This is a genomic window from Oryzophilus luti (genome assembly GCF_059726245.1).
On record NZ_AP040874.1, the window covers coordinates 2569109 to 2581586 of the forward strand.

The following is a 12478-nucleotide window of genomic DNA, read 5'->3' on the forward strand; positions in this document are numbered from 1 at the left end:
ATTCTCATTCGGCATGGGCGCTCTCCGTCGCGCGGGACTTGTGCTGCTGAATGATGTAATTGGTGTCTTTTAACACATGTCCGGTGAGGATGGCCACCACGCTCGCATCTTCCGCCACCGTACCGGCGCGCCGCAACTTGCGCAGGCCCGCCAAGGTCACGGCCGACGCAGGTTCGCAGCCGATGCCATCGCGGCCAATGGTTGCCTTCGCCTCGGAGATTTCTTCCTCACTCACGTCGAGCACGCATCCTCCAGTGGCCTGCACACCACGCAGAGATTTGCGCCACGAGCGCGGATTGCCGATGCGTATGGCCGTCGCCGCCGTCTCCGGGTGCGCGACCGGCGTAAGCTCGCTTGCCCCGCTCTGCCACAATTGCGCGAACGGGTTGGCGCCCGCGGCCTGCACCACTACCATCTTCGGCGCACGCTCAATCAGGCCAAAGCGGAGCATCTCCTCAAACGCCTTGCCAAACGCCGCCGAGTTGCCTAGGTTTCCGCCGGGAACCACAAGGTAATCCGGCGCCTGCCAATTCAACTGGTCTAGCAGTTCGAACATCGTCGTCTTCTGGCCTTCAATGCGAAATGGGTTGATCGAGTTGAGAAAGTAGATTTCGCTGCCGGTCTCCGCCAGCAGCGTGTTCAACGCATCGTCAAAGCTGCCTTCGACCTCCACCACCTCGGCCCCGAAGTCGAGCGCCTGTGCCAGCTTGTTCAGCGAGACTTGTCCAGCCGGAAGATAGACGCGGCCGACAACGCCCGCGCGCGCCGCGTAGGCCGCCATTGAGGCCGCCGTATTGCCCGTGCTGGCGCAGGCCACCACGCGCGCTCCGGCACGCACGGCCTCGGTCATGCCGGTGGTCATGCCAAGGTCTTTGAAGCAGCCCGTCGGATTCCAACCCAAGTGCTTGAATTGCAGGTCGCGCACGCCTGCCCACTGCGCCGTGCGCTGGCCGCGCACCAGCGGCGGGTTGCCCTCGCCAAGCGTCACCACTTTGTCGGCGGCGTAGTCAGGTAGCAGTTCGCGATAGCGCCACACGCCGCTCACGTCACGCGGGTCGCGTGACATCCGCCGCTCGCGCCACAACTGCTTCAGCGCCTCCGGCGGCATGGGCGCTTCGTCCACCGCAACTTCCAGCAGGTCTCCGCAACGCGGACACTCCAGCGCCCGGTCATGCAACTCCAGCTTTGTGCCGCACTCCCGGCGATGACAACGCAGATACATTCCGTCTCCTTCTCGCATGTCGTGTGTCCTCAGCCCAGCATCGGCAGGCTGAGCGGCTTCTCCACAAGGAAGTCGAATTTCGCGATTTCTTCCAGCGCCTGCTTCACCTTCAGCGTGCTGCACGGCTCCAGGGTAATGACGAACGGCAGCGCGGATTTATCGTAGCCCGGCTTCTGCAGCAGCGCATCAATGTTGATCTCATGCCGTGCCAGCGCGCTGGCCAGAGCTGCCACAATGCCCGGCCGGTCTTTGACCACGAAGCGAAGATACCAAGGGTTCACAAAGTCTGCGCTCACCGCGTAGCGCGGCTGCGGCGCCCAGCCGTTGCTGGTGTGCGGATGAAGTCGCGCAATTCCAAGCAGGTCGCTGACCACGGCCACGGCCGTCGGATTGCCGCCAGCACCGTGACCGGCAAAAATCGTGTCGCCGCCATAAACGCCGGTGGAGATGACAAGGTTCTGCCCGCCGACCAGTTCCGCCAGCGGATTGTCGCGGGCAACCAGCGCCGGCTGCACCGTGGCCTTGTACTGGCCGTCGCAAAGTTCCGCGCGAGAGACCTGCCGCACCGTGCAATCAAGATGGTGGCTGTAATCGAAGTCCACCGGCCCGATGGTACGAATGGTTTCGCAAAGCACCTCGTCGGGATTCACCACGGCATTCAGGCCCACGCGAGAGAGAATCACCAGCTTGGCGCGGGCATCGTATCCATCCACGTCGGCGGTCGGATCGGCCTCGGCAAAACCTGCCTTCTGTGCCTCCACCAGCGCCTGCGCGAACGGTGTGCCTTCGTTCTCAATCTTGCTCAGAATGTAGTTGCAGGTGCCGTTCAGCACGCCTTGCACGCGGAACAGATTGTCTCCGGCGAGCCCTTCCTGCAAGGCATCCAGCACTGGCACGCCGCCGGCCACGGAGGCGCCGAAAGCGAGCGTGCGGCCACACTTGTGCGCCAGCTCCGCTAGTTCCGGCCCGTGATGCGCAATGAGCTGTTTGTTGGCCGTCACCACGTGCTTGCCACTTTCAAGCGCGCGGCGCACCCACTGGTTTGCCGGCTCCACGCCGCCCACCAGTTCCACCAGCACGTCCACGTCGGCGGCCAGCACCTCGTCCATGCTCTCGGTCCAACGGAGTTCCGGGCCATTCCACTGGGCGCGCTTGCGCTCCACGCCGCGGTTGAAGACGTGCGTCAGTTGCAGGCGCGATGCCTGCTCGGGGCCGCACAGAATCCGCGCCACCGCGCTGCCTACCGTGCCGAAGCCCGCCAGCGCCACGCGCAACGGCGCGCTACATTCCGAATTGCTCTTTCCTGCTGACATCTGTTTCTCCATCCCCTCGGCGTTATGCCTGTGCCGTTTGTGCGGCCGTGTCGGCCACTCTCAGTTGCAGCTTGTGTGCGTTGGCGCCGAACAGGTGACGATGCAACGCACGCACGGCCTCGGCGGACTGCTTTTCTTCCACCGCAAAGCTGATGTTGATCTCCGATGCGCCCTGCGAAATCATGTGCAGGTTCACGCCAGCGCGGGACACCACACCAAACACCTCTGACGCGATGCCGATGATGCCGCGGATGTTCTCACCCACCAGGCAGATGATGGCCTTGCCCGGATTGACCTCCACATGGCCGAGCCTGCGCAGGTCGTTCGCCAACGCTTCCACGTTGCGCGCCGTCTCCAGCGCCACGGAGACACTCACCTCCGAGGTTGACACCAGATCGGCCGGAACGCCGTGGCGCTCAAAGCACTGGAACAGTTCTCGCAGGTAGCTGTAAGACATCAGCATGCGCGGGGCCTTCACGTTGATGAGCGTGACACCCTTCTTGACGGCGATGGCGCGGAAGGCGCTGCGGCCGTGGCTGGCGCGTGCACGAATGCAGGTTCCCTTGCCCTGCGGATTGCGCGAATTCAATACGAAAACCGGAATGTCCTTATCGACGGCCGGTATCAGCGTTGCCGGGTGCAGCACCTTGGCGCCGAAGTAGGCAAGCTCGGCCGCTTCGTCAAAGCTGATCTCGTCGATCTTCTCCGCCTCCGGACACAGGCGCGGATCGGTGGTCATGATGCCGTCGACGTCCGTCCAGATTTCGATGCGATCCACGCCGATGGCCGCGCCCACGATGGCGGCGGAAAAGTCCGACCCGCCGCGCCCAAGCGTGGTGGCCGCGCCTCGAACGCTGCGCGCGATAAAACCGCCCATCACCGGCACCTGCCCGGCCTGCATGGGGCCAAGCAGCGCGCGCTGCGTCGCAACTTCCGTGCGAGCCTGGTCCGGTACGGCGCGCGTGAAGTGTTCGTCGGTCACAATGCAGTCGCGGGAATCAACGTGAAAGGAGGGAATCTGGAAGGCGTGGAAGGCGTCGGCAACAAGCAGGCTGGAGAGCATTTCGCCGAAGGAGAGTAATCGGTCGGAGCGTGAGCCGCTGACCATGCCGGTTGCGGCCAGCTCGTCCAGAAGTTGCTCGCATTGCGCGAACAGCGGCTCGAGCTTCGCGCAGGTCGCCTCGGCGGGCGCTCCGAGCATTTCTCGCGCCGCCCGGTGATGGCGTTCGCGAATCTCCTCGAGCACCGCGGCGGCCTCCGCGCGTTTGCCTGACGCCGCCAGTTGCCCCATCGTCACCAGCCGGTCGGTCACGCCTCCCATGGCGCTGACCACCACGGCCGGCCGGGCCGCCAGCCTGCCTTGGACAATTGAGGCCACGCGCGCGATTGCCTCTGCACTCTCCACGCTCGTTCCGCCAAACTTCATCACCAACATCGCCGCTCCTCAACTTTCCGCACAAAACCGCACAAAAAGAAGAAACCCACCGGCCTTGTGGCTCGGTGGGCTCTCTGATGATTGCTGGGTTTTAACTAAAAACTCATGCAGAGACTCCCGCCCGGCCAGGTACGAATGTACCTGTCGATGTAATCGAAATAATAATGGGGCGGATGCTCAACATGATCTGGTTACTCTACCGGGTTGGCGCGCCTCTGTCAATCCGGACTTTACTCCCCGGCACAATGCGCAGCCGAAGACTCCGGCTGTCCCGCTTATCGGCCAAATCGGGCGGCGCTTGAGCTACGTGCGCCGTTGCATCGTATGATGGACGCATGACGGATTCGGCTTCCTCCGCGAACAGCGTGCGCATGGACCTGTGGCTGTGGGCGGCGCGCTTCTTCAAGACGCGCGCTCTGGCCAAGAAGGCCTGCGAACTGGGCAAAGTTTTCTGCCAGGGCGTGAACGCCAAGCCCGCGCGCGACGTCCGCGTGGGTGACATGCTGAAGATCACCACCGAGGGCGGCGATTTTGAAGTGGAGGTGCTGGGCCTGAGCGACCTGCGCGGCCCTGCCACCGAAGCGCAGAAGCTCTACCATGAAACCGACGCCAGCCGGGAAGCCCGCCAGCGCGTGGCCGCCGCGCGCAAGAGCATGGCGTTCTATGAGCCCGCGCCGGAGCATCGCCCATCCAAGCGCGACCGCCGCCGCATCATCAGCTTCCGCGGCGGACACTAAGTTCACCACCTGATTTTCTGCTCGTAAAGAAGACGTCAGGCCTGCGCCATGCGCGTGTATTCGTCCAGCAGGACCTTGCGCAGCGCGGCTGCCGCCGCCGGCTCACACGGCACCTCGGCGTTGTGACAACGCTCCACGGCACGCCGCAAATCATTGAGGAAGGCAACGCACGCGGGGCAATCTTTCAGGTGCTTCTGCACGCGCTCGCACTTCAGCTCATCCATGCGACCGTCCAGGTATTCACTCAACCCGGCGAACATCTCTCGGCAACTGAGCGGCTTCGGCTGCTTCTTGCGCTTCGGTTTCGGAGTTACTGATGGCGCGGCCAGTTCACGCCGGACAAACAGTCGCGCGCGGTGCAGGCGCACACGCACGGCGCCTTCCGTCAGCCCCATGATGAGCGCGACCTCGCCGGTCGTCAGCTCCTCCATGTCATGCAGCACAAGAATGAGCCGGTACTTGGCGGGAATGCGCTGCACGGCAGCGCGCACGCGCTCGGACTCCTGCTCGCGCGCCACTTCGGTCTCCGGATCGGCACCCTCACGCGCCGTGATCGATTCCAACTCGGCGGAGTCCGGCATCAACTCATCAAGTGAGAGCGTCTCGCTCGGTGCGAACTTGCTGCGGCGACGGCTCATCCAGCAGCGATTACGCGTGACCTTGTAGAGCCACACCGCAAGCGCTTTGGCGTTCTCGATCTTGCGCAGATGCGGCAGCGATTTCATCAGCACATCCTGCATGGTGTCCTCAGCATCTTCCGGATGCCCGCACACCTTCATGCTGAACGAGTAAACCGTGCGCTGCATCAACTCCAGCGCGCGCTCCAGGTCTTCCCGCTTGCCACTGTGCAGCAGCGTCGCTGCCTGTTCCAGTTCCGGACGCATGAGGTCATGGTACCTGATGCTCACACGCCGCGCACGCAGAAGCCGCGACAGCGCATCCGGGAAATCGTCGACCCAGTTTGCAGCGGCCCCCTCCCCCTGCGACGGGAGACGCGCCCTTCACAATGGTGGCAACAATCGCACCGGCAGGCGGCGATATTTGAACCCATGTAAGCTAGAATTTCGAGGAGAGTGCGGCTCGTGCACTTGCACACTACGTTCACGGGTTGAGGCGATTTCTCGGAAGGAGCACAGCGCGATGCAGCAGAAGAAGCGATTGGTCGTCGGAGTAAGCGGCGCGAGTGGCGCTCCCCTGGCCCTGGCACTGCTCCGGCAGTTGCAGACCCTTGAAGACTGGGAGTCGCACCTGGTGATCAGCGAGGGCGCGCGCCGGACCATTGCTCACGAGTGCGAGATTTCCGCCGACGAGATGCTATCCCTGGCGACCCGCAGCTACAAACTCGACGACGTGGGAGCCAGCATTTCCAGCGGCACCTTCAAAACCGAAGGCATGGTGATTGTCCCTTGCAGCATGAAGACCCTGGCCGGCGTCGCCAGCGGATTTTCGCAGAACCTGCTGCTGCGTGCCGCCGATGTGACCCTCAAGGAACGGCGCAAGCTGCTGCTGCTGGTGCGCGAGACACCATTCAATCGCGTGCATCTCCGCAACATGCAACTGGCCGCCGATGCTGGCGCCATCATCATGCCGCCCGTGCTCACCTACTACACCAAGCCCGCGAGCATCGCAGACATGACGGACCACATGGTCGGCAAGATCCTTGATGTTTTCGGCATTGAATACAACAAGTTCAAACGGTGGCAGTAGGCAGGAGCCGCTGCACAGCAAAGCCCCGCGAGGAGTATCGCGAGGCTTGCGATTTTTCGAGTGCGTTCGAGAGCTGCTTTGCTGGCATTGCCTTCGCCACTAAGTGCTAACTGCTAGTAGAGGTGGAACTCCACTTCAATCGCCACCTGCACCGGCACCGGCTGCCCGTCCCGCATCGCCGGCTCAAAGCGCCAGGTACGCACGCCCTCCTTGGCTTTTTCTTCCAACCCCATGCCCACTGCGCGCAGCACACGCATCTCGTGCACACGCCCATCCGTCCCGATAATTGCCCACAAGGTTACCGTGCCCTGCCACTTGGCCCGGCGCGCTTCTTCCGAGTACTCCGGCTCCGGCTTGTAGATGGGCCGCGGCGCACTCACGCCGTTGCCAACCCGGTACACTCCGCCACCATAGCCGCCGCCGTAGCCATTTCCGACACCGGGTCCGCGCCCTGTGCCAATGCCCGTGCCTGTGCCCTCGCCAATTCCGCCGCCATGCCCTGTTCCATTGGAGAGTGCACTCAGAGTCGACAGCGGATTTCCCATTTGCCCGGCCTGTACGTTCACCTGGGGCGGCCCAATCACGGTTGCTTCAACCGCCAGCTTCGGCTCCTCATTGCGCAGCACCACCACGGGCGGGGCCAGTTGCTCGGCGGCGAACCGAGGCGCCACGCCACGCGAGGCAGGAAGCGCGTCCTGGCCGCCACCACCGCCTCCTCCGCCCATGTTGCCGCTTCCCACGGAGAACACGTACTTGCCCGGATCAGCAATGGTTGAAACAATCCTGACCTGTGCTGTCTTCGGCTTGGCCACCCACCAGCCGGAGGTCAGCACCAGTGCCAGCATGGCAGCATGCAGCGCGAACGAGGCTGCAAAGTTCCAACGCGCTCGCGCCGTCTGTTGCCTCTCCGCAGCAAACAGCGAGGGAAGCACCTGCTGTTCCTTCTTCGTTGCGGATTTCCGAACCAGCACCGGGCGCAGGCCGGACCGCTCCTGAACCTCAGCTTCCGCCAACAGTTTCTCTCGAAGTTCTCCCTGAAACTCCTGGCGCGGCAGTTGCCGCAACAGATCGGCAACATCGAGCAACTCCATCAACTCGGATCGGCCGCCTGCACGCTCCCGCCCATTCAGCCGCGCATCAATCAAGTCATTCAATTCTTCTGCCAGCCTGCTATCCGACATGTCCGCCTCCCAATCGCGCTCGAAGCGTCTGCAGGGCACGGAATTGCAACTGCTTCACCGCGCCCTCGCTGCGCCTCAACTGCTGCGCAATCTCGCGTATGCTCTTCTGTTCCACGAACCTTGCACGAACCACGAGCTGCTGGTCGTCCGGCAGCGCTTCCACCAATTGTGCCAACATTGCCGCGCGTTCCACAGACGGTTCATGCCCAACCTCAGGCAGGGATTCGCACTGCACTTCACGGCATCCGCGGTCTTTGCGCCAGTGCTCCGCCAGCAGGTTTGCCGCAATGCCGTAGAGCCAGGCGATGAACGGCGTGCCGCGCCACTCAAATTCCGGAAGGCTGCTCAGCGCCTCTTTGAATACTTCCGAGGTGACATCCTCTGCCACTTCCCTGCCCGGGCTCCGCCGCGCCACGTAGGCATAGACGCGGGCAAAGTTCTGCTCGTACAGCAACGCAAATCGGCTACGGTCACGCTGAGCGGCTTCCACCAGCCGCCGTTCATCGGCTTCGCAATTCAGTGCCCTCAATGGCGCTCTCCGCGGAACGTTCTTACTTCTCTACTTCTCACTTCATTCATTGGACGTTGAGGCTGAAAAGTTACGAGGGGGAAGAAGACTTTTTCGAGAAAAATGGCACCAGGATGGCGGGAGCCTGTCAACTTCGGATGGACGCTGGCAAGTCCTGGCAAGGAAGAAAGCCTGCCGCTTGGTGTCCACGGCGGGTACACCTCTTTGGCAACCTGCGTCCTAGGCTTGGCGTGTCATCTCGACGCACGCGCCAAGTCAGAATTGAACGTGGCGTCATGATCGAGCACGGCGCGACACCTTGGGTGTTACCGCAACTGCAACTGCACCACGGCCGCCTCCGGGGGCAGCAGAACCGCACTGCAGGGAGCCCACTGGCTGCAGTGCACGCTCGCCCGCCGATAGAGCATGGCATGGCTTCCCTCCGGGAATTCCAGCTTGAACTTCGAGGCTTCCAACCGCTTCTTCAGAGGCTGGATTGCCTTGGCGCCCTCAATGAATGTGGCGGAGAGCACTCCACTTGGTTCAAAGCGAAGTGCAAAAGTAGCCGAGCCATTCGGGCCGGGCGCTGTCCCCAGCTTCACCTCGCGCATCTGCCCGAGTTCTTCGGTGGCAGAGATCGGCCATTTGCCGTTGGGCAGGCGCTCCGTTGCGTTGATAGACTTGCCCGTCAGCGCCCTATAGCGCTCGGAGGCCTTGCGACTTGCGTCCATACTGAGCTGCATCCGCTGTATTCGCGCCAAGCCCGGCGGCAGCGCGGAACGCTCCAGCGCCGTGGCGGCAGATACCAGAAAGTAGGTGTGCGCCGCCTGCTGCTTCATTCCCAGCTTTTCGTAGATCTCGGCAAGATGAATTCCGACGACACCTTCCTGCCCCAGCAGCCAAGCACTGCGAACATAGCTGACAGCCTGTTTGGAATCGCCCTTGCGAAACCATATCCAGCCAACGGTATCCCACAACATGGAGTAACCGCTTGTGACCGACGTCTGTTCCTGCTCCGAATTCCCGGCGGCATGCGCGCGGCGATCAAGTTCCGCCAGAGCCTTGTCCGCGCACTCGGCGGCCAGGTCCAGCTCAACGCTGGAATCCGCCAGCGTGTAGGCGATCTCATTCAGCTGCAAGTAATCGGGCGTGGCTGACTTCAGAGCGCTTTCAGCCGTGGCCCGCAGATGCGGCAATGCCTTCTCCTTCTCGCCGCCCGCAAGTAGCGCCTTGCCCAGTTCATAGCGCAGGCTCATGTTCTGCGGGTCTTGCTCCACGCCTTTGGCCAGCACTTCGGCCGCTTCCGCATTTCTTCTGCGAGCCAGCAACATTCCGCTCAACTTTCTGGCCGCTTCCTTATTGGAAGGATCCACCTTCAGCAGCTTTCGCCACTCATCCAGTGCAGACTCCGGATCGGCCATTTCAGCGCTCAGGGCCGCCGCACGATAGGCGCGTGTGTCGTTCGGAGAAATCTCCTCTTCCTTGCGAAATTCCGACAGAGCATCCTTAAGTCGTCCCAAAGTGGCATAGATTACGCCAAGACTCAGGTGGGCGGTTGGCACCTTGGGATCCATGGCAATCACCTGCTCAAACAATTCCTTGGCGCGCGAAGTATCACCCATTCGTATGGCATTCTCCGCCTCGTTCAGCTTGGCAAGAACCTCCGGCGAAGCATAATGAAGCTCGCCGTCCGCATTCTTTCCAAGTCCCCGCAGCGGCAGATACCGGCGCGCATCCTCGCTTTCCGCTTTCGCCATTTTCTGGAAGCTGCCCCAGTCGGCAATTGGGATTTCAGCTTTCTTCACCACCAATTGCCGGCGGGTCTTCAAGGTCTGCCCGTCGAGCGAAGAGTGCGAATGATACTCCGCGTAAGACTCGACAATGTCGGTATCCGTGGGCGACGCCAGAGAACTCCCCGGCGGCAGCTCGATTTCCGACTCGTAACGGATTTCTCCAATTTCTCCAAGGTATACCGGTTCGGTCGGCGTCTTGTCCTTCCATGCCAGCGTTTGGGACATCAGGCCGAAGGATGGCATCAGGGTTAGAATCTGCCGGTTCTCCCAGTCCGCGTAGTCCTTTCTCAGGTAGTCATAGGAGATTTCCAACGGGTGATCGAGGTCCTCAACCGGACTGATGTTGACGTTGCTGACTTCTCCGCCGAACCCGATGGCGTAGCTGAAGCGCTGCACAAGCTCCGTCCATTTCGCCTCCGGCTGACTCCGAAGTGCACTGCGGAGAGCCACGGCAACATCGCCCCGGTAACGCTGCACAATATGGCCCTTCAGTACTCCGTCGGCACCGAGTTTGGCGGTGGCCGTGAATCGCTGTTCCTGTGGCGTTGCGTTGTTCGCGGGCGTAGTCATCAGCAGCGCAGGCTTCCCGGGCGGCATGACAAGAACCTGCTTGTCACGCAGCACGGTCAACAGGGAACCAAACGGAGCTACCTCGCTCGTTGTATCCAGCCAGATCAGAGAGTCGCCGCGCGGCACCACGGTAATGACATGGTTGAACTGCCCGAGGGATGGTACGTCGGGATCCAGCCGTCGCGCAGTGTGGATCAGTGCAGGCCATGCATCATATCCGGCGGCCTTCAGCAGCGAGGCCAGCAGCGTGTGCTTGTCCTTGCAGTCGCCATAGGCGTTGTCGAGCACATCCTCTGCGGCGTGTGGCTGGTAGCGCCCGATTCCAAAATTCAGGCCGACATAGTGCACTCGCATGGCGACAAAGAAATAAATGGCGTGCAGCTTCTCGTCATCCGTCTTCAGCCCCCGCGTCAACTCGGCAGCCTTGGCTGTGATCATCGGCGTTACTGCCACGCGTTCGCGCTGCAGATCCGAATACCACTGCCCAATCTGCGCCCAGGTGTCAAACGTGCTCACTTCAATCGCCGGAGGCTTCGTGCCTTTCTGGCTCTTGAGCTCGAGCGCATCCTCCGCCTTGCGAGCAAGGTTCTTGGACCTCCAGTGATAGATGCGGCGGTCTCCCTCGTCGCTCACCTCCGGCTTCAATTCGTCGCTCTTCACCGTCAAGTGCTTTGACCGGGGCACGTTCAGGACAATCTGTTCATCACGCACGATCTCGTCCGTGGTGGGTTCCAGCGAATAGGAGAATTGTCCTGGAATTTGCGGTGTGGTGGTGCGGAAGCGGACTTTGTACTCCAGCACATCGCCCACGCCAAGCCCTTTCACAGTGATGTGCTTCTCGTGAAGATCGCTGTACATTGGCGCTGTCCGCGTAATGTCGGCGGGCATGTCCTGAATGTTGTAACTCGGCGTGACGACCACGGTTCCATCGGGCTTGCGCACGCGCACATAGTCGACTTCAACATTCTCGTTCGCGCTGGAATAGCTCACGTTGAGCACCGCGAACTGCTTCACGCCAGCATCAGCAAGCACCCGCACTTCCGCGCTGTGTTCGCGCACGTCCTGCCCCGATTCCTCAGCACGGATCATCGTCAACTCGTGCTCCACAATCCATGCCTCTTTGGAATCATCGGAAGCCTTCCCCGGCAGCACCTGCGCTGCGGCCCGTACAGGATTGAAGAGAAGGACGAGCAACAAGACAGAAAGGATTGTGGCAACGTAACTGGAGCGCATCAGAGGACCCTCGGTAACTCTGCGAGCCTGCATTTTGTCTCGCGAATTGAGTTGAGTCCCGGGAACAACGATGCACAAGCGGGGACTGAACAGGTAGCACCTCGCCGGGGCCGATCGTGAGGCCAACTTAGCAGAAAATACCCGGTGAGGCGAATGAACTCTTGTGGCGCGCCCTTCTGGCGTGAGGTGAGCAACGCGAGCCGCGGTCCCACAGGCAATACCCTGAGCGCAGCGAAGGCCTCGCGTCTGGTTCGCAAATTGTGAGAAGGAATTGGAGGCGCGGGGCGGAATCGAACCGCCGAATAAAGGTTTTGCAGACCTCTGCCTTACCACTTGGCTACCGCGCCGACCGAGGAAGGACAATATTAGGCTAGCGTGAACCGGGGCTTTTCGTCTAGCGCTGTGTGCAGCGTAACGCCCATGAGAATCGCGCTGGAGTAACGGGGTGATTCGCTTCAAAGATTTGCGCAGCGCGACGAATTCGCAGGCACGCCCTAAGCGTAGTGAAGGGCCTCGCACGTTGTTCCTAAATTGTGGGGGAAGAAATTGGAGGCGCGGGGCGGAATCGAACCGCCGAATAGAGGTTTTGCAGACCTCTGCCTTACCACTTGGCTACCGCGCCTGAAGGGCTGTACACACGAAGCCCCCGCCTGAGGCGAGGGCTAAATCTCTGGAGCGGGAGACGGGATTTGAACCCGCGACTTCGACCTTGGCAAGGTCGCACTCTACCACTGAGTTACTCCCGCTCGACTCAATTATCTTAACAAAGCCGTCCGAGC

9 protein-coding genes and 3 tRNA genes are annotated in these 12478 nt (G+C 61.6%); 2 read left to right on the top strand and 10 right to left on the bottom strand.

Features of this window, described 5'->3' with window-relative positions:
* Positions 1-4 precede the first annotated feature (4 nt).
* The 3 genes from thrC to lysC are packed head-to-tail and all read right to left on the bottom strand — an operon-like array spanning position 5 to position 3970.
* A complete protein-coding gene (gene thrC / locus AC6IZO_RS11020; protein WP_497804847.1) occupies positions 5-1222 on the bottom strand; it encodes a threonine synthase in 1218 nt (405 codons plus the stop codon).
* A 29-nt stretch (positions 1223-1251) separates the two neighbouring features.
* Positions 1252-2535, bottom strand: coding sequence for a homoserine dehydrogenase (locus AC6IZO_RS11025; RefSeq protein WP_497804848.1), 1284 nt, complete (start codon positions 2533-2535; stop codon positions 1252-1254).
* A gap of 22 nt (positions 2536-2557) precedes the next feature.
* Positions 2558-3970 (bottom strand): lysine-sensitive aspartokinase 3, encoded by a 1413-nt coding sequence (gene lysC, locus AC6IZO_RS11030; RefSeq protein ID WP_497804849.1) that lies wholly within the window; start codon positions 3968-3970, stop codon positions 2558-2560.
* Between the two features lie 335 nt (positions 3971-4305).
* Between lysC and AC6IZO_RS11035 the strand changes: the two genes are divergently transcribed.
* Entirely contained in the window at positions 4306-4707 is a 402-nt protein-coding gene (locus AC6IZO_RS11035) for an RNA-binding S4 domain-containing protein (protein WP_497804850.1), read from the top strand.
* A gap of 35 nt (positions 4708-4742) precedes the next feature.
* On the opposite strand, the gene AC6IZO_RS11040 is transcribed toward AC6IZO_RS11035, so the two are convergent.
* Positions 4743-5615: a sigma-70 family RNA polymerase sigma factor gene (locus AC6IZO_RS11040; protein WP_497804851.1), complete on the bottom strand. Its 873-nt coding sequence runs from the start codon at positions 5613-5615 to the stop codon at positions 4743-4745.
* On the opposite strand from AC6IZO_RS11040, the gene AC6IZO_RS11045 reads away from it, so the two are divergent.
* Positions 5608-6414, top strand: coding sequence for a UbiX family flavin prenyltransferase (locus AC6IZO_RS11045; protein ID WP_497804852.1), 807 nt, complete (start codon positions 5608-5610; stop codon positions 6412-6414). The two genes, AC6IZO_RS11040 and AC6IZO_RS11045, sit on opposite strands and share 8 nt — an antisense overlap.
* Positions 6415-6527: 113 nt before the next feature.
* Here AC6IZO_RS11045 and AC6IZO_RS11050 read toward each other — a convergent pair whose 3' ends face one another.
* The 6 genes from AC6IZO_RS11050 to AC6IZO_RS11075 form a co-directional block, all read right to left on the bottom strand.
* On the bottom strand, positions 6528-7595 hold the full coding sequence (locus AC6IZO_RS11050; RefSeq protein ID WP_497804853.1) for an energy transducer TonB: 1068 nt from the start codon (positions 7593-7595) through the stop codon (positions 6528-6530).
* Entirely contained in the window at positions 7585-8124 is a 540-nt protein-coding gene (locus AC6IZO_RS11055) for a sigma-70 family RNA polymerase sigma factor (protein WP_497804854.1), read from the bottom strand. The genes AC6IZO_RS11050 and AC6IZO_RS11055 overlap by 11 nt, the downstream gene beginning before the upstream one ends.
* 305 nt (positions 8125-8429) lie before the next feature.
* Positions 8430-11699, bottom strand: coding sequence for a DUF3857 domain-containing protein (locus tag AC6IZO_RS11060; protein WP_497804855.1), 3270 nt, complete (start codon positions 11697-11699; stop codon positions 8430-8432).
* A gap of 272 nt (positions 11700-11971) precedes the next feature.
* Positions 11972-12046 (bottom strand) — tRNA-Cys (locus AC6IZO_RS11065).
* A 200-nt stretch (positions 12047-12246) separates the two neighbouring features.
* Positions 12247-12321, bottom strand: a tRNA-Cys gene (locus tag AC6IZO_RS11070).
* Positions 12322-12370: 49 nt separating this feature from the next.
* A tRNA-Gly gene (locus AC6IZO_RS11075) sits at positions 12371-12445 on the bottom strand.
* Between the last annotated feature and the right edge of the window lie 33 nt (positions 12446-12478).